The 17,531-nt window shown below is 63.5% G+C and carries 13 protein-coding genes and 1 pseudogene; 9 read left to right on the top strand and 5 right to left on the bottom strand.

The window, feature by feature from the left end; translation table 11 throughout:
* The first annotated feature begins 4 nt into the window (after positions 1 to 4).
* A complete protein-coding gene (gene dnaE, locus ABH922_RS12160; protein ID WP_424807164.1) occupies positions 5 to 3,541 on the top strand; it encodes a DNA polymerase III subunit alpha in 3,537 nt (1,178 codons plus the stop codon).
* Positions 3,542 to 3,639: 98 nt separating this feature from the next.
* Here the strand turns inward: dnaE and ABH922_RS12155 are convergent, their stop codons facing one another.
* Complete coding sequence (locus ABH922_RS12155; protein ID WP_424807163.1) at positions 3,640 to 3,867, bottom strand: hypothetical protein; 228 nt, start codon at positions 3,865 to 3,867, stop codon at positions 3,640 to 3,642.
* Between the two features lie 197 nt (positions 3,868 to 4,064).
* Between ABH922_RS12155 and ABH922_RS12150 the strand changes: the two genes are divergently transcribed.
* The 3 genes and pseudogenes from ABH922_RS12150 to ilvA all read left to right on the top strand — a co-directional run bounded on the left by ABH922_RS12150 (position 4,065) and on the right by ilvA (position 7,785).
* Positions 4,065 to 4,499: a nitroreductase family deazaflavin-dependent oxidoreductase gene (locus ABH922_RS12150; RefSeq protein ID WP_424807162.1), complete on the top strand. Its 435-nt coding sequence runs from the start codon at positions 4,065 to 4,067 to the stop codon at positions 4,497 to 4,499.
* A gap of 94 nt (positions 4,500 to 4,593) precedes the next feature.
* Positions 4,594 to 6,371 (top strand): annotated as a pseudogene (locus ABH922_RS12145) (pyruvate dehydrogenase).
* A gap of 64 nt (positions 6,372 to 6,435) precedes the next feature.
* A complete protein-coding gene (ilvA, locus tag ABH922_RS12140; protein WP_424807161.1) occupies positions 6,436 to 7,785 on the top strand; it encodes a threonine ammonia-lyase IlvA in 1,350 nt (449 codons plus the stop codon).
* A gap of 23 nt (positions 7,786 to 7,808) precedes the next feature.
* On the opposite strand, the gene ABH922_RS12135 is transcribed toward ilvA, so the two are convergent.
* Positions 7,809 to 8,330, bottom strand: coding sequence for a TetR/AcrR family transcriptional regulator (locus ABH922_RS12135; RefSeq protein WP_424807160.1), 522 nt, complete (start codon positions 8,328 to 8,330; stop codon positions 7,809 to 7,811).
* Positions 8,331 to 8,457: 127 nt separating this feature from the next.
* Between ABH922_RS12135 and ABH922_RS12130 the strand changes: the two genes are divergently transcribed.
* Positions 8,458 to 10,002, top strand: coding sequence for an MFS transporter (locus ABH922_RS12130; protein ID WP_424807159.1), 1,545 nt, complete (start codon positions 8,458 to 8,460; stop codon positions 10,000 to 10,002).
* 28 nt (positions 10,003 to 10,030) lie between these two features.
* On the opposite strand, the gene treZ is transcribed toward ABH922_RS12130, so the two are convergent.
* From treZ to ABH922_RS12115, 3 genes are all read right to left on the bottom strand, one after another.
* Complete coding sequence (treZ, locus tag ABH922_RS12125; protein ID WP_424807158.1) at positions 10,031 to 11,752, bottom strand: malto-oligosyltrehalose trehalohydrolase; 1,722 nt, start codon at positions 11,750 to 11,752, stop codon at positions 10,031 to 10,033.
* A 144-nt stretch (positions 11,753 to 11,896) separates the two neighbouring features.
* Entirely contained in the window at positions 11,897 to 12,436 is a 540-nt protein-coding gene (locus tag ABH922_RS12120; protein ID WP_424807157.1) for a TetR family transcriptional regulator, read from the bottom strand.
* Positions 12,433 to 14,430 carry an MFS transporter gene (locus ABH922_RS12115; protein WP_424807156.1) on the bottom strand — a complete coding sequence of 666 codons (1,998 nt, stop codon included), beginning with the start codon at positions 14,428 to 14,430 and terminating at the stop codon, positions 12,433 to 12,435. The genes ABH922_RS12120 and ABH922_RS12115 overlap by 4 nt, the downstream gene beginning before the upstream one ends.
* 192 nt (positions 14,431 to 14,622) lie before the next feature.
* Between ABH922_RS12115 and ABH922_RS12110 the strand changes: the two genes are divergently transcribed.
* The 4 genes from ABH922_RS12110 (at position 14,623) to ABH922_RS12095 (ending at position 17,456) form a co-directional block, all read left to right on the top strand.
* Positions 14,623 to 15,249 carry a TetR/AcrR family transcriptional regulator gene (locus tag ABH922_RS12110; protein WP_424807155.1) on the top strand — a complete coding sequence of 209 codons (627 nt, stop codon included), beginning with the start codon at positions 14,623 to 14,625 and terminating at the stop codon, positions 15,247 to 15,249.
* A 54-nt stretch (positions 15,250 to 15,303) separates the two neighbouring features.
* Entirely contained in the window at positions 15,304 to 15,660 is a 357-nt protein-coding gene (locus ABH922_RS12105; RefSeq protein ID WP_424807154.1) for a PLD nuclease N-terminal domain-containing protein, read from the top strand.
* Positions 15,660 to 15,815: a hypothetical protein gene (locus ABH922_RS12100; protein ID WP_424807153.1), complete on the top strand. Its 156-nt coding sequence runs from the start codon at positions 15,660 to 15,662 to the stop codon at positions 15,813 to 15,815. Before ABH922_RS12105 ends, ABH922_RS12100 begins: the two co-directional genes overlap by 1 nt.
* Before the next feature lie 171 nt (positions 15,816 to 15,986).
* Positions 15,987 to 17,456 carry a class I adenylate-forming enzyme family protein gene (locus tag ABH922_RS12095; RefSeq protein ID WP_424807152.1) on the top strand — a complete coding sequence of 490 codons (1,470 nt, stop codon included), beginning with the start codon at positions 15,987 to 15,989 and terminating at the stop codon, positions 17,454 to 17,456.
* The last annotated feature ends 75 nt before the right edge of the window (positions 17,457 to 17,531 follow it).

Genomic DNA, 17,531 nt, shown 5'->3' with positions numbered 1-17,531 from the left:
GCTCGTGGCTGACTCGTTCGTACATCTTCACAATCACACCGAGTATTCGATGCTCGACGGTGCTGCCAAGGTCGGTGCCATGTTCAAGGAAGCCGACAAGCAGAACATGACTGCCGTGGGTATGACGGACCACGGAAACATGTACGGTGCCAGCCAGTTCTACAACGAGGCCAAGAGCGCCGGGATCAAGCCGATCATCGGTATCGAGGCGTACATCGCGCCGGAGTCCCGGTTCAACACCAAGCGTGTGTTGTGGGGAGATCGCAGCCAGAAGTCAGACGACGTCTCCGGTAGTGGTGCCTACACCCATATGACGATGGTCGCCGAGAACGCGACCGGTCTGCGAAACCTGTTCAAACTGTCCTCGCTGGCCTCCATCGAAGGTCAGCTCGGAAAGTGGCCGCGAATGGACGAGGAATTGATCGCGGCCAACGCCGCGGGCATCATCGCCACCACGGGTTGTCCGTCGGGGGAGATTCAGACCCGGTTGCGACTCGGCCATGATCGCGAGGCTCTCGAGGCTGCGGCGAAGTGGCAGGAGATCTGGGGTCCGGACAACTTCTTTCTCGAACTGATGGACCACGGTCTCTCGATCGAACGCCGGGTGCGGGAGGGGCTTCTCGATATCGGCAGGCAGTTGGGTATTCCGCCCTTGGCCACCAACGACTGCCATTACGTCACCAAGGACGCGGCGGAGAATCACGAGGCGCTGCTTTGCATCCAGACCGGTAAGACACTCTCCGATCCCACCCGCTTCAAGTTCGACGGTGACGGCTACTACCTCAAGTCGGCGGCGGAGATGCGGGCCATCTGGGACGACGAGGTGCCGGGGGCGTGTGACAACACCTTGTTGATCGCCGAGCGTGTCCAGTCGTACGACGATGTGTGGGCGCATCACGACCGGATGCCGATCTTCCCGGTTCCGGAGGGATACACGCAGGAGACGTTCCTGCGGGCAGAGGTGTTGCGAGGTCTGGATCGACGTTTCCCGGACGGTCCCAGCCAGGAGTATCTCGCGCGGGCCGACTACGAGATCGGCGTCATCAACGAGATGGGGTTCCCGGCCTACTTCCTGGTGGTCGGTGACCTGATCAACCATGCGAAGGACGTCGGTATCCGGGTGGGTCCCGGTCGTGGATCGGCTGCCGGTTCGTTGGTGGCATACGCGATGGGGATCACCAACATCGACCCGTTGCCGCACGGTCTGCTCTTCGAGCGGTTCCTCAACCCCGAGCGTGTGTCGATGCCCGATATCGATATCGACTTCGACGATCGCCGTCGAGGTGAGATGGTGCGGTACGCGACGGACAAGTGGGGCAGCGACAAGGTCGCCCAGGTCATCACGTTCGGAACCATCAAGACCAAGGCTGCGATCAAGGACTCGGCGCGCGTGCAGTTCGGGCAGCCCGGCTTCGCGATCGCGGATCAGATCACGAAGGCGTTGCCGCCGCCGATCATGGCCAAGGACATCTCGGTGGCCGGTATCACCGATCCCGAGCACGAGCGGTACAAGGAAGCCACCGAAGTCCGGGCACTCATCGATTCCAATCCTGATGTGGCCAAGATCTACCAGACGGCCAAGGGGCTCGAAGGCCTGATCCGCAATGCCGGTGTGCACGCATGTGCGGTGATCATGTCCTCGCAGCCGTTGATGGATGCGATTCCGGTGTGGAAGCGTGCGCAAGACGGTGCGATCATCACCGGCTGGGATTACCCGTCGTGCGAGGCCATCGGCCTGCTCAAGATGGACTTCCTGGGTCTGCGTAACCTCACTGTCATCGGCGATGCGATCGACAACATCAAGGCCAACCGTGGGATCGACATCGATCTGGATACCTTGCCTATCGATGATCCGGCAACATACGAATTGCTTTCGCGTGGAGACACTTTGGGAGTATTTCAGCTGGACGGTAGTGCCATGCGAGATCTGCTGCGGCGGATGCAGCCCACCGGGTTCGAGGACATCGTCGCCGTGCTGGCGCTCTACCGTCCCGGCCCGATGGGCATGAACGCGCACAACGACTACGCCGATCGCAAGAACGGGCGCCAAGAAGTCAAGCCGATCCATCCGGAACTCGAAGAGCCACTCGCCGAGATCCTCAAGGACACCTACGGCCTGATCGTCTACCAGGAGCAGATCATGCAGATCGCTCAGAAGGTGGCAGGCTACTCACTCGGTCAGGCCGACATCCTGCGTCGCGCCATGGGTAAGAAGAAGCTGTCCGTGCTGGAGGAGGCGTACGCCGGTTTCCGTGAGGGGATGTTGACCAACAAATTCTCCGAGCCGGCGATCAAGGCGCTGTGGGATACGATTCTCCCGTTCGCCGGATACGCGTTCAACAAGTCGCATGCCGCCGGGTACGGGCTGGTCTCGTTCTGGACCGGCTACCTCAAGGCGAATTACCCGGCCGAGTACATGGCAGGGCTGCTCACCTCCGTCGGTGACGACAAGGACAAGGCTGCCATCTATCTCGCGGACTGCCGCAAGATGGGCATCACGGTGCTGCCGCCGGACGTCAACGAGTCCGAGGTCAACTTCGCGTCCGTCGGCGAGGACATCCGCTTCGGGATGGGCGCCGTCCGCAATGTCGGCGCCAACGTCGTCGCGTCGATCATCAACGCGCGCAAGGAGAAATCGAAGTTCACGGACTTCTCCGACTACCTCGGTAAGATCGATGCGGCTGCGTGCTCCAAGAAGGTCACCGAATCCCTCATCAAGGCAGGCGGATTCGACTCGCTCGGCCATCCGCGTAAAGGTCTGATGCTGGTACACGCCGACGCCATCGACGCGGTGATGGGCACCAAGAAAGCCGAGGCGATCGGCCAGTTCGACCTCTTCGGCGGTGACGAGGCCGACGAATCGATCACGTCGGTGTTCAACGTCAAGATTCCGGACGAGGAATGGGAGTCCAAGCACCGGTTGGCACTCGAGCGGGAAATGCTCGGTCTGTACGTGTCCGGCCACCCGCTCAACGGCGTCGAGCACGTCCTGGCCGCGCAGTCGGATACCAATATCCCGACCATTCTCGAAGGTGACATCAAAGACGGTACCCAGGTCACGGTTGCCGGAATTCTCGCCTCCGTCAACCGCCGTGTGAACAAGAACGGTCTGACGTGGGCGTCGGCGCAGCTCGAAGATCTCAGCGGTGGCATCGAGGTGCTGTTCTTCCCGCAGGCGTATGCGGTGTACGGAATGGACGTGACCGAGGACTCCGTGGTCCTGGTCAAGGCCCGCGTATCGGTTCGCGACGATCGTATTTCGCTGATCGCCAATGATCTTGCAGTGCCAGATCTTTCGGCGGTAGGAGTGGCCAAGCCGCTGTCGGTGTCGTTGCCGCTTCGTCAGTGCACCAGAGACAAGCTCGGCGCGCTCAAGCAGGTGCTCACTCGTCATCCCGGGACGTCGGACGTCCACGTCCGTTTGATCGGTGGCACCGAGATCACCATGTGGAAGGTCGATGACGTCTTGCGTGTCGAGCCGTCCTCGGCCCTGATGGGGGACTTGAAGGCTCTTCTCGGGCCGAGCTGTCTGTCGGTATAGGAGCTGGTTCGGTCTGGACCGAACGTCGCGACGGGGTCACGAACCGATCGGTTCGTGACCCCGTCGTCGTCCGATCGGTGTCGATATGTGGCGATGTGTCAGAGTCGGGCGTAGTGAAACCGTCGAACCCACCAGGTGACGACGCTCGCCGCCGCCGCGGTCAGAACTGCGACCTGCAGGGACTGGGTGAGCGCGCCGGCAACGACGAACAGCACGAAGCCGAGCACGAGCGCTTCGAGCTTGTAGAGCGGCCAGGCGGTACCGGCGATGTCGACGGCGCGTGTGGCGGCGACGGTCTCTCGGGTGGCGATGTCGGCGGTGGTCATGTCGTCACCTTTCTTCGGCCTTGCTCCAGGTGTGGTCACATCGGGGTCGCAGCGTCTCGACGCCGCCACTTCAGAGTAGCCGGATAAGATTGTTCGGGCAAGCGAACTTTCCGCGTCGGCCACCCTGTGGGTCGATGGACCTGCGGTTTCCCGCCAACGGTGGCGTAAGTCTGATTTGCGGGTGTTCACTGGTACTCATGCCAATCACAGGAGAGTACGAACCCAGTCCGGCGACGTGGGCAGCCGATCAGGTTGCGCAGATCGAGAACTCCGGTGGCGCCGAGGGTAACGAGCTGAACGGTCTGCCCGTCATCGTCCTGACGACGATCGGAGCGAAGTCCGGCAAAATCAGGAAGACGCCGTTGATGCGGGTCGAGCACAATGGCTCCTATGCCGCCGTCGCCTCGCTGGGCGGCGCACCGAAGAATCCGGTCTGGTACTACAACGTCGTCGCCAACCCCGAGGTGTCCCTACGTGACGCCACGCAGGTGTTCGACCTCGTGGCCCGCGAAGTGACCGGGGACGAAAAAGCACTGTGGTGGGAACGTGCGGTAGCGGCATATCCCGACTATGCGGACTATCAGAGTAAGACCGATCGAGAGATCCCGGTATTCGTCCTCGAACCCAAATAGGGATCTCAGTGGGGATCTCGATCCCCGTCGTCGGTAATCGTTGTGAGCGCAGGCCGGTAGCGGCCGGCCTCCGCTGCCCTGTCATGGAGGTTCGATGAGTTCGAAAACCGTTGCAGATCAGTTGATTCGGCAGCTCGTCGATGCCGGAGTTCGCCGGATCTACGGCATCGTCGGCGACAGTCTCAACCCCGTGGTCGACGCCGTACGTCGAACCGGCGGTTCAGCCGAGGGGGGTATCGACTGGATTCACGTCCGTCACGAGGAAGCGGCGGCCTTCGCTGCGGCAGCCGATGCGCAAGTGACCGGACAGCTCGCGGTCTGCGCCGGTTCGTGTGGTCCGGGAAATCTGCACCTGATCAACGGTCTGTACGACGCCCATCGATCCGGTGCGCCGGTCCTTGCCATTGCCTCGCACATCCCCAGTGCTCAGATCGGGATGGGCTACTTCCAGGAAACCCATCCCGAGCGCATCTTCGTCGAATGTTCGGGGTACACCGAACTGGTCAGCACGGCCGCGCAGGCCCCGCGCGTCGTACACGCCGCGTTGGCCCACTCGGTGGGGCGGAACGAGGTCTCGGTCGTCGTGCTGCCCGGGGACATCGCAGACTGCCCGGCCGAAGGGACGCCGCCTACTCTCGTCCAGACTCGACGACCGAGACTGGTCCCGGATTCCGGCGACGTCCACCGGCGCTCGCGGATGTGATCAACGCGTCGAAGAAGGTGGCGATCTTCGCCGGTATCGGTGTTCGCGGCGCCCGCGAGGAGGTGATCACGTTGGCGGAGACGATCGGTGCCCCCGTCGGGCACTCGTTGCGGGGGAAGGAATGGATCCAGTACGACAATCCCTACGACGTCGGTATGACAGGGCTGCTCGGGTACGGCGCCGCGCACGACGGGATACACGGTGCCGACCTGTTACTGCTGATCGGTACCGACTTCCCCTACGACCAGTTCCTCCCGCACGAGGTCAGGACTGCGCAGATCGACGTCGCCGCCGAACACCTGGGGCGTCGTACCAATCTCGATCTGGCGGTGCACGGTGACGTCGCGAGCACCCTGGCGGCACTGATTCCGCTCGTCGAGCGCAAGACCGATCGCGGGTTTCTCGACGGTATGTTGGCCAAACACGAGACGTTGATGACCAAAGTGGTTGGTGCGTACACGGATCCGGTGAAGCAGCGGACGCCGATCCATCCCGAGTACGCGGCGTCCATTCTCGACGATCTGGCCGCGGAGGATGCGATTTTCACGGCGGACACCGGCATGTGCAATGTGTGGACGGCGCGATATCTTAACCCCAACGGATCGCGGCGGTTCATCTCGTCCGCGCTGCACGGATCGATGGCCAACGCACTTCCGCACGCGCTGGGCGCAGCGTGGGCGAGCCCGGGCAGGCAGGTGATCTCGGTGTCCGGTGACGGCGGCTTGTCGATGCTGCTCGGTGAACTGGTCACCGTCGCGATGTACAAGGTGCCGGTCAAGATCGTGGTGTTCAACAATTCCACCCTCGGCATGGTCAAGCTCGAGATGCTCGTCGAGGGTTTGCAGGATTTCGGGGTGGACGTTCCCGCGGTCGACTACGCCGCAGTCGCTGCCGCTCTCGGCATCTTCTCGCGGCGGGTGGAGAACCCCGCCGACATCGAGGGCGGGCTACGGGCGGCGCTCGAACACGACGGGCCGGCGTTGGTGGACCTGGTGACCGACCCGTTGGCTCTGTCGTTGCCGCCCACCATCACCGGCGGTCAGATCAAGGGCTTCGCATTGGCGATGTCGAAGGTCGTCATGAACGGCGGAGTGGGAGAGGCCGTGAAGTTGGCCAAGTCCAATCTCCGCAACGTTCCACGGCCCTCGCAGTTGGATCCGCGCGGCTGACCGGGCCGGCCCGGTTGCGGAGGTGGGGTGTAACGCAGCGGTCCGGACGTGCGAAAATACTCCAGTGTCTAACCCGCCCGATGTCGCCTTGGTGAAGTCCTCCGTACCTGTGCTCGACGCGCAGGCAATCGATGCGGCGATCGAGCGAATTCAGCACGTCATCGCGGCGACGGCATTGCAGTACAGCGATCGGCTCTCGGCGTCGACCGGCGCGCACGTGTACCTCAAGCGCGAGGATTTGCAGGGCGTGCGTTCCTACAAGATCCGTGGTGCGTACAACTTGATCGCGCAACTCGACACGGCTGAACGAGCCGCCGGCGTGGTTGCCGCCAGCGCCGGTAACCACGCCCAGGGCGTTGCTTTCGCCTGCCGGACCATGCAGATCAAGGGACGCATCTACGTCCCGGCCAACACACCCAAACAGAAGCGGGACCGAATCCGCGCGCATGGCGGCGACTTCGTCGAGCTGTTCACGATCGGCGAGACCTACGACGCTGCTGCCGCGGCGGCAGCGGCGGATGTCGCCCGGACGGGCGCCACGATGGTCCCGCCGTTCGACGATGTGCGCACCGCTGCGGGTCAGGGGACCATTGCCGCGGAAATTCTGTCGCAACTGGGCAGACCTCTCGACGCTGTCGTCGTTCCGGTCGGCGGGGGCGGCTGCATCGCCGGTATTGCCACCTACCTGCACGAGCGCTCCCCGAACACGGCGATAGTCGGTATCGAGCCCTCCGGTGCGGCGTCCATGACGGCGGCGTTGGTGGCAGGCGGTCCGGTCACTTTGCCGGACGTGGACCCGTTCGTCGACGGTGCCGCGGTCAAGCGCATCGGGGATCTGCCGTACGAGGTCGTGTCCCGGTTGGGGGCGCAGGTGTACTCACATGCGTCGTTGCCGTTCGTCGCCGGGGGCAGCACTCCGGGCCCCGGGGCGTTCGTCGTCAACCAGATCGACGAGGGCGCGATTTGCACGGCGATGCTCGAGTTGTATCAGAGCGAGGGGATCATCGCCGAACCGGCGGGTGCGTTGTCCGTTGCGGCACTGCAGAATTTGGCATTCGAACCGGGTTCGACCGTGGTGTGTCTGATCTCGGGTGGAAACAACGACGTCTCGCGTTACGGTGAGATTCTCGAACGCTCCTTGGTGCATCTGGGGCTCAAACACTATTTTCTGGTGGACTTTCCGCAGGAGCCGGGGGCGCTGCGCCGTTTCCTCTCGGAGGTGCTCGGCCCGGAGGACGACATCGCGCTCTTCGAGTACGTCAAGCGCAACAACCGCGAAACCGGTGCGGCACTCGTCGGTGTCGAACTCGGTGCCGCCGACGGCTTGTCGTCGTTGCTCGATCGAATGGAGCGCTCACCGATGCAGGTGGAGCGGCTCGAGCCGGGTAGTCCCGCATACCGCTACCTCACCTAGGTCGAGCCGGTTACGTCCGGCGATCACGGCATCAGTCGCTCGACCACCTGGCGGTGCAGTTCCGGATCGGGTTGCGGCAGGCCCAGCATCGCGGCCAGGTAGATGCCGTCGCCGACGAGTCGGATGATTTCGGCCTGCACCGGGTCCGCGATCTCGGTGTGTAGACCTTTGTCCCAGCTGCGCATCACCTCGGTGACGGCCTTCTGGATCTCGCCGTGTTGGCCGTCCACGGTGCGCAGAGCTGCGACGATGGACCGAAACAGCGACAGTTCCTCGCTGCTGGAGGTATCGGGTATCTGGAGGTAGAACTCGGTGACCGAGGTGCCGCCGGTGACGGCGTCGTCGAGTTGGCAGTCCGATCTGTCTCCGAGTCGTCGGATCATTGCAGCCAGGAGAGCTTCCTTGTTGGGGAAGTGGTACAGAAGGCCGCCCTTGGACACGCCGGCTTCGGCGGCAACGCCCTCGAGAGTTACTTGAGCAACGCTGCTGACCAGCAGGAGCTTTTCCAATGCGTCGAGAATCCGATCGCGGGTATCTGCAGCCATGTGATGTATCCCTACCTGGAAATAACTTTACCGTCTGGACGGTTCACTGTTAACGTATGTCTACTGTACCGGCTGGACGGTTCAGTCGAAATTTCGAAGATCACTTATTGGAAAGTCGCAGGGAGAAATGTCAGTGTCGGCAGATCACACGTCTGCAATCAATCCCGACGAGGTTCGGGCGACAAAGCGCGATTGGGCAGGCCTGGTAGTCCTTGCGTTTGCGGTGTTGCTCATCGCAGTCGACGGCACGGTGCTCGACCTTGCCCTTCCGTTCATCAGCGCCGACCTCGAACCGAGCAGCACACAGCTGCTGTGGATCATCGACGTGTACTCGTTCATCCTCGCCGGTCTCTTGATCACCATGGGCACACTCGGCGATCGCATCGGACGACGAAAGCTGTTGCTGATCGGCGCGGTCGGGTTCGGTCTCGCGTCGATCGTCGCAGCGTTCTCCGTCAGTCCCGAGATGTTGATCGCGGCCCGTGTGTTGCAGGGTATTTCAGGCGCAACCCTGATGCCGGCGACGCTCGGATTGATCCGCAGCATGTTCGTCAACCCACGTCAGCGCACCGAAGCCATCGGTATCTGGGGCGCCATGGCGGGTGGCGGAACCGCAGCAGGGCCACTGGTAGGCGGTTGGATGCTCGAGCACTTCTGGTGGGGCGCGGTGTTCTTGATCAACATTCCGGTCATGATCGCGTTGATCATCGTCGGCCCGATCCTGATCCCGGAGTCGAAGGACCCCAATCCCGGACGCTTCGATCTCCTCAGTGCCGGTCTGTCGATGGCTGCCATGTTGCCCCTCGTCTACGCGATCAAGGAATCGGTCGTGCACGGCCCGAGCCTGGCCTTGCTTCTCGTCGGACTGGTCGGTCTCGCGGCGGGTTACGTCTTCATTCGCCGTCAGCGCACCCTGAAGGATCCGATGTTGGATCTGACTCTTTTCGCAAACCCCGCATTCTCCACCGCGGTGGTGACCAACCTGCTCTCGATCTTCGCGTTGGCCGGTGTGCTGTTCTTCGGCTCGCAGTACCTGCAGTTGGTGCTCGGAAACACCGCGCTCAATGCCGGCCTGTTGATGCTCCCCGGCATGTTGCTCAGTGCGATCACCGCGGTTGCCGCTGCCTGGCTGGTTCGCCGCTGGTCCGTGTCACACGTGCTGAGCGTGGGACTCGCGGTGGCAGGCGTCGGTGCGGCAATGCTGCTCGCACTCGGCGTCGACACCGGACCGGCGATGTTCGTCATCGGGTTCGGGCTGGCCGGTGCGGGTGTCGGCGTCGCGTTGACGCTGACGTCGGACCTGGTGGTGAGCTCGGTGGAACCAGCGCGGGCCGGCTCGGCGTCCGCCGTGTCCGAAACGGCGTACGAACTCGGTGTCGCACTGGGCGTCGCGATCCTCGGCAGTGTGGTCATGGCGATCTTCCGCAAGGGAATCGACACGTCCATGCTCGGTGACGAGCAGGCCCATGCCGCTCAGGGCACGCTCGGTGGCGCCTTGCAGGAGGCGTCGTACCTTCCGGGTAATCTGGGATCGGTGCTCGTCGATTCCGCGAAATCGGCCTTCGTCGACGGCATGCACGTCGCCGCGGGTGCCACGGCGATCATCATGTTCGTCAGTGCGGCACTGGTGTTGAGGATGCTGCGGAGCACACCGGAAAACGCGAAGCGATAGTCCGTGATTCGGTAGAACGCGAAGCAGGTCAGTGTTCCAGAACGACGAAGGAGTGCCCAGGCACCACCGTCGACGACGCGGTCTCGTCCTGGGCCGGCGGATCCCACCAGAGCACCGGGGTGCCGCCGGCCGGGACGTGCGCCGCGTCCGGACCGAGGTTGCAGACCACCTGTAAAGTTCCGCGCCGCATTGTGATCCACTTCGCGCCCTCGTCGTAGTCGACGTGAAGATGTTCGAGCCACGGGTCGGTCAGTTCGATTCGTGTGCGGCGCAGGGTCAGAAGATCGCGGTAGCACGTCAAGATCCGGGTGTGCGGATCGACGTCGAGTTCGTCCCAGTTCAGCTTGGACTGTAGGAAAGTCTGCGGGTCCTGTGGATCGGGGATGTCGTCGCTGTTCCAGCCGTGATCGCCGAACTCGGCTTTTCTGCCCTCGGCGGTCGCCTGGCCGAGTTCGGGTTCGGGGTGGGAGGTAAAGAACTGAAACGGTGTGGATGCGCCCCACTCTTCGCCCATGAACAGCATCGGCGTGTACGGCGAGAGCAGGACCAGCGCCGCTTTCACCGCCAACTGGCCGGGTGTCAGGTATGCGCTCGGGCGATCACCGATCGCCCGATTGCCGATCTGGTCGTGAGTGCACGTGTAGGCGAGCAGAGCACTGGCGGCCAGTTTGCCGATGTCCACGGGCCGCCCGTGGACGCGGCCACGGAAGGACGAGTACGTTCCGGCGTGGAAGAAGCCGCGCCGCAACGTGTTCGCGAGCGTCTCGAGTGTTCCGAAATCCGCGTAATAGCCCTGCCGTTCGCCGGACACCGCTGTGTGTACGGCATGGTGGACGTCGTCGTTCCACTGGGCGTGCAGTCCGAAACCGCCCCCGGCGCGCGGGGTGACGAGGGTGGTGTCGTTGAGGTCGCTCTCGGCGATCAGGGTCAGCGGGCGCCCGACGTGAGCGGACAGTGTTTCGGTGCGGACGGCGAGTTCCTCGAGGATGTGCGTGCCCGTGTGATCGACCAGCGCGTGGACAGCGTCGAGCCGTAACCCGTCGATGTGGAACTCGCGCATCCACCGCAGCGCGTTCTCGATGACGTATCGACGCACTTCGCCGGATCGGGGGCCACCGACGTTGATGGTTCGACCCCACGTGTTCGCGCCGTTCGCGACGTAGGGGCCGAACCGTTCGAGGTAGTTCCCCGACGGTCCCAGATGGTTGTAGACCACGTCCAGGATTACACCGAGCCCGCGCTGATGCGCGGCATTGACCAACCGCTGCAAGCCGTCCGGGCCGCCGTAGATCTCGTGGACCGTGTACCAGAGAACGCCGTCGTATCCCCAGTTGTGGGTTCCGTTGAAGCCGTTGACGGGCATGATCTCGACGAATCCGATGCCGAGCTCGACCAGATGGTCGAGGCGCTCGACCGCGGCGTCGAAAGTTCCTTCCGGAGTGAATGTTCCGATGTGCAGCTCGTAGACGGACGAGCCGGCGAGTTGGCGCCCGGTCCACTGGGTATCGGTCCACGCCCGGTCGTCGAGCCGGTGCAGTTGGGAAAGGGCGTGAACCCCGTCCGGCTGACGCGGGGAGCGTGGATCGGGGAGGGTGTCGCCGTCGACGACAAATCCGTAGCGAGCGTCCGCACGGCAGTCGACGTCCGATCGCCACCAGCCGTCGTCGCTGCGTGTCATCGCGTGAACGGTGCCGTCGACGTCTACCTGTACCGATGTCGGAGTGGGCGCCCAGACCTGAAAAGTGTGCACCGAATCAGCATGCCTTGTTCGGACGGGGACGGCAGCCCGAGTGCGACGATACGGGCGGGCGCTGGTGTACCCGACGCGTGCTCACCGGACGGGATGTGTCATCCAGAGGCCGCTCGGGTGCACCTGCTACCGTCCCCGCGGGAACTATCCGTCGATCGCTGCCTGCACCAACGCGCCGTAACGCTGCGTCAACTCGGCGGCGGACACCGAGTCGGTCTCGAGCAGTTCTACGGTGCGCAGCCCGGTTGCCAGTCCGAGCAAGAGCGATACCACCAGTTGGCTTCGTACCCGACCGGGTTCGGTGTCGCCGATACGTTCCGCGATCTTGCCCACGTACCGCTCACGGATCTCGGCGCGGACCTGCTGTGGATTTGGTGCTTCGTGGACGTGCACGGCAATCATCGCCCACGGTTCGTTGTCTCGACGGTCGCGGCGGGCCACGAGAGCGCCCACCAACTCGTAGCCCACCCTCGCTCCCACCGTCGCGGAGTTGTCGTCGGTCAGCGGCGGGGCCGAGGGTTTGGTCGCGGCGTACAGGCCGGCCTTGCTTCCGCCGATCTTCATCACCAAGGCGGGGGAGTATCCGGCGGCAGTGGCGATGTCCTTGATGGTGGTCGCCGCATACCCGCGTTCGGCGAACAGCATGCGGGCGCTCGCGAGCACGATCTCCTCGGCGGTGCTCATGCGGTCGTGAGCGGAGCGGCGTCGACGGATACGTCGAGGTCGATCACCGTCGATTGGGCGATGACTGCGATCTGCCGGGCGTGGGTTCCGGTCCCACCTTCGGCAAGTGCGGTCAGTATGTAGCGTCCGGAGGTCGGCAGCGACATGCCGTAACGTCCGGTGGCGTCGGTGAGCGTGGACGCGACGAACTCGCCTGTCGGTTTCGTCAATGTCACCAGCGTTCCGCCTCTCGCATGGCCGCCGACTGCGACGGTGCCGGAGATGGTGAGGCGTTCACCCAGTTCGATGTGATGCCTGGTCTGCGCGTCCGGGAAGTCCAGTACCTGCGATCGGGGCGACCAGCCGTCGGCGCTACTCACCACGAGGTACCTGCCCGGCGCCGGAAGAGCGAGGGAGAACGTTCCTTCGTTGTCGGCGCGGCTCCAGTCGATCGGGTGGCCCTGCAGCCCGATCGCGGTGACGACGGCTTGTTTGACCGGCTGTCCGTCTTGCCGGACAACGCTGCCCGCGACCACGATCTCGGTGCCCGACGTTGCCGCATTCGGTATCTCGAATCCTTCGGGTGTCACCGGGCGAAGGTCGGTTTCCGGCTTTGCGCCGTGCCGGGGGATGAACGCGGTGACGGCCACCGCGACGACGGCGGCAAGTGCGGCGAGCCAGAACGTGTACTTGAAGGCGTCGATGGACGGCAGACCTTCGCCGGGCCCGGATGGGATGACGATGGCGGTCAGCATCGCGGCGACGACGGCACTCGATGTGGAGGTCCCGATCGATCGCAGTAACGAGTTGAGACCGTTCGCGGATGCGGTTTCCGTGATCGGCACCGAGCGCATGATGAGCATGGGCATGGCCGAATACGCGATGGCGGTGCCGATGCTGACCACCGCAGCACTGACGATGATCAGCGCCACCGAACCGGTGAGGAAAACGCGAGCGACGTACGCGAGCGCGAGCACCGATCCACCGACTATCAGGGTCGACTTCGCGCCGAACCTCTTGGTGATGTTCGCCGACACCGGCGCGAAGAAGACCATCGCGAGACCGGCGGGAATCATGCACAGACCGGCCGCCATGACACCGAGTTCGAAGCCGTATCCGGAGATCTTCGGCATCTGCAGCTGCTGAGTGGTGCTGAGATTGTTCGCGTACATGGCGAATCCGACCATGATCGAGGCGATGTTGGTCAACAGGACCGGGCGTTTCGCGGAAGTTCTCAGATCGACCATCGGCTGGGTGACACGCAGTTCGTAGGGGAACCACAGTGCGAGCGTGACGATACCGATCACGATCATGAGTAACGTCGGTTCGCTGGTCCATCCCCAGCGGGCACCTTTGGAGATCGCCAGCAGTATCGCGGTCAACGAGATCGACAGCATGGCGGCACCGAGGAAATCGAACCTGCCGCGTGTGCGCAGACTGGATTCCGGTACGACCACGGCGACAGCCACCATCAACAGAGCGCTGCACACGGCGGAGAACCAGAAGATGGCGGGCCAACCGAATCGTTCGAATATCAGCCCTGCCAGTGGCAGCCCGAGTGCACTGCCGATGCCCAGCGTTGCGCTCATCAACGCGGTCGCCGACGCCACCTTCTCCTTGGGGAGCTCGTCGCGCATGATGCTTATCCCGACCGGGATGATCGAGATGGCGAAGCCCTGCAGTCCGCGTCCGACGAGCAGGCTGACGAAGTTTCCGCCGATCGCCGCGACGAGCGAGCCGAGGACGATCATCGTCATCGAGACGAGCATCATCCGGCGCTTGCCGAACATGTCGGCCAGTCTGGACACGATCGGTGTCGCGATGGCGCTGGTCAGCAGAGTGACGGTGACGAGCCAGGATGCGTCGTCCGATGTGATGCCGAGAATGTGGGGGAAATCGGGGAGAAGGGGGATGACGAGAGTCTGCTGGAGTGCCACGACGGTGCCGGACAGGCAGAGAATCGCGGTGATCAGTTTGCTGGAGCGCCGAGCGTTCGGAGCTGAGTGCAGTGCCAAGGCCGAATCCTTAGTGATCCTCGGTGCGTGGTGGTGAACGGTAATTCACCTAAGAGTGAACCACTGTTCACCCCTCGTGTCATCTGCGCGTTCCGTGTGGTGCGTCACGGTGAGCGCACGCGACCACTCGATGCGGGGGGGGCAATACCGGAGTGCACCGGGGCTGCATCGAATGCGGCTAGAGTGCACGACATGGACGACAAGCGCGCATATCGTTCACGGGTGCGCGAGGATGCGGCGCGACGTACCCACGACCTGATTCGTGACGGTGCGGCCGTGTTGTTCCTGCGTAACGGGTACGTCAGTACCACTGCGAAAGAGATAGCGGAAGAAGCCGGCGTTGCCACCCGCACCGTGTTCACGGCGTATCCCGGTGGCAAGCGTGAGGTTTTCGAGGCAGTCCTCGCCGCCGCGCTCGAGCAGGATTCGCCTCCGATTCCGGAACCGACCGACAACGGCGCCGACCCGGACGAGGTCCGGCGGATCGTCGCTCAGATCGTGACGCAGGGAATCGGGCTGCTCGAGCGGGCGGGCGCATTGATGATGGTCGCCGTCGAATCCTCCGGTGCAGATCCTGACATGCGGCGCCTGGCGCAGGAGACGGCAGAACAGTCGGCCGAGAATGCGGCGTCCATCGCCGAAGGGCTCGCGGAGCACGGTCTACTTCGATCCGACATCTCCCTCGACAAGGCGGCGACGATCCTGGCGGCGTTCGTCTCGCCCCAACTGCATCAGCAGATGCGACGGTTCGGTGGGTGGGACGTGGACGATTACCGGACCTGGGTGGAGTTCAACATCAGACGGAACCTAATGTACTAGTCGGTCTGTTCTCGTCGGCCGGGCGAGATGACGTCGATCGGGAGGTTTCGCGCAATGCCGTACGCCCTGTTCGGATTGATCACCATGGTGTTGTGGATCTTCTGCATCGTGGATGCGATCACCCGTGACGACGCCTACATTCAGCATCTTCCGAAGGTGTTGTGGATCATGATCATCATCATCCTGCCGACGGTGGGATCCATCCTGTGGCTCGTCATCGGCAGGGGGGCAAATCTGTCACGGCCGCCCGTAGCACCTACCGGCTACGGCGAGTACGAACGGCCCGGCCGCGCGGTCGCTCAGAGCGCTGCCGAGGACGAGGCGTTTCTGCAGATGTGTCGAGAGCGAGCCGAGCAGCAGCGACGGACCGCGAAGCGGCAGCGCGGTGAGATCGGCCCCGACGAGGCCTGATGTGGGCGGTGAAATCCGCGCAGGCCGGCGATCGGTCGATCGGTGGCGGAGTTATCGCAGAGTCGGTGCTCGGCCGGGTGCTCGTCTACCTCCGGCGGGGCGAGACGGTGGTTCCCGAACGATCGGCGGACGGAATGCGCGCGCTCGCGAAGTGACACCAGAGGCCCGCGGGGTTGCTCGTGAGACTCCGCCGATCGATGATTTGTGCGTGAAGTACAAACTCCGATGTCAACTCTGACCTCGCGGCATATGGTCCAGATCACATCGGATATCTATCGTTGGTCCTCGTAAGTCGGCACACGACTTGGGAAACGAGGATCTTCGCAATGAATTGGGCTGCTGTACTGGATGATCGAGTACGCGCAGATCGGGACGGCCTGTGCCTTGCCGATCAGCATCTGACTCTGTCGAACGGTGATGTCGCACAGCGTGTGAACACCCTTGCTGCACAAATTCTCGACCTCGGAGCTGGACCGGGCTCGGTAGTGGCCGTCCAACTTCGCAACCGGGTCGAATTGGTCATCGCGATTTTTGCCGCCTGGCGGGTGGGGGCGGCGGTCACGCCGGTCAACCCGAACCTGACGGACTACGAGACCGAGCATCAGGTACGCGACGCCCGAGCGGCCGTCCTGATCGGTGACGGCCGGGCCGAACTGCCCTTCGACGGCCGCTACCTGGATATTTCCGATATCGTGGCGGCGTCCGACGCCGACGTGCGCCCGCAACCTCACAAGGTCGGGGGAGACGATCTGGCGCTGGTGATCTACACCAGTGGCACCACGGGTTCACCCAAGGGCGTGATGCTCACCCACGCCAATCTGACGGCCATGTGTGCGAGCCTGACCGAGGCTTTCGAGATCACTGCGGCCGACCGGTGCCTGCTGGTGCTTCCGCTCTTTCACGCCAACGCCATCGTCTTGAGCACCCTCACGCCGTTTCTGGCCGGGGCGAGCACGTTCATTGCTCCGAAGTTCTCGGTGGACACCTTCTTCCCGCTGGTCGAGCAGTTCCGGCCCACCTATTTCTCGGCGGTCCCCACCGTGTACGCGATGCTCGACGCACTTCCGTCCGGCACGGAGCCGGACGTCTCGTCACTCCGGTTCGCGATCGGCGGTGCGGCACCGATGGCTGCCGAACTGATCGAGCGGATCGAATCGCGTTACGGGTTCCCGCTCGTCGAGGGTTACGGATTGTCCGAGGGGACTTGCGCTTCCGTCATCAATCCGCTGCACGGCGTGCGAAAGCCCGGCACAGTCGGGCTCCCGCTTCCCGGGCAGCGCGTCGAGATCCTCGGGTCCGACGGCACTCCCGTTGCCGAGGGGGAGACAGGCGAGGTCGCGATCAGCGGACCCAACGTCATGGCCGGCTACCTCGGCAAACCCGACGAGACGGCAAAAGTGCTGGTGGACGGACGTCTTCGGACCGGTGACGTCGGCTACCTCGACGCGGACGGCTACCTCGTTCTCGTCGACCGCATCAAGGACATGATCATCCGTGGCGGCGAGAATCTGTACCCGAAGGAGATCGAAACCGCGCTCTACCACCACGAGGACGTTCTCGAGGCGGCAGTCGTGGGAGCGGCCGACCCGGTGTACGGCGAAGTGCCCGTCGCGTACGTGACCTTGCGTGCGGGTTCGCCGTTGACGGGTGAGGATCTCTTCGACGTCTGCCGAAAGACATTGTCCAAGTTCAAACTTCCGGTGGAGATCGTCACCCGGGAATCTCTGCCGAAAAACGCAGTGGGCAAGCTGGACAAACCTGCATTGCGGGCCGAACTGCGCACACCCGCTCCATAACCCTTCTCACATAACGACAGTCACCTACAGCTGCCGACCACGGGTCGGCGGTGTGGTGGCCCCTATCCTGATCGA

It is taken from the genome of Rhodococcus sp. 27YEA15 (assembly GCF_049739425.1).
In the GTDB taxonomy this organism is placed as follows: domain Bacteria; phylum Actinomycetota; class Actinomycetes; order Mycobacteriales; family Mycobacteriaceae; genus Rhodococcus_F.
Note: the sequence above shows the minus strand (reverse complement) of the source record. Positions and strands in the feature narration are given on the sequence as shown.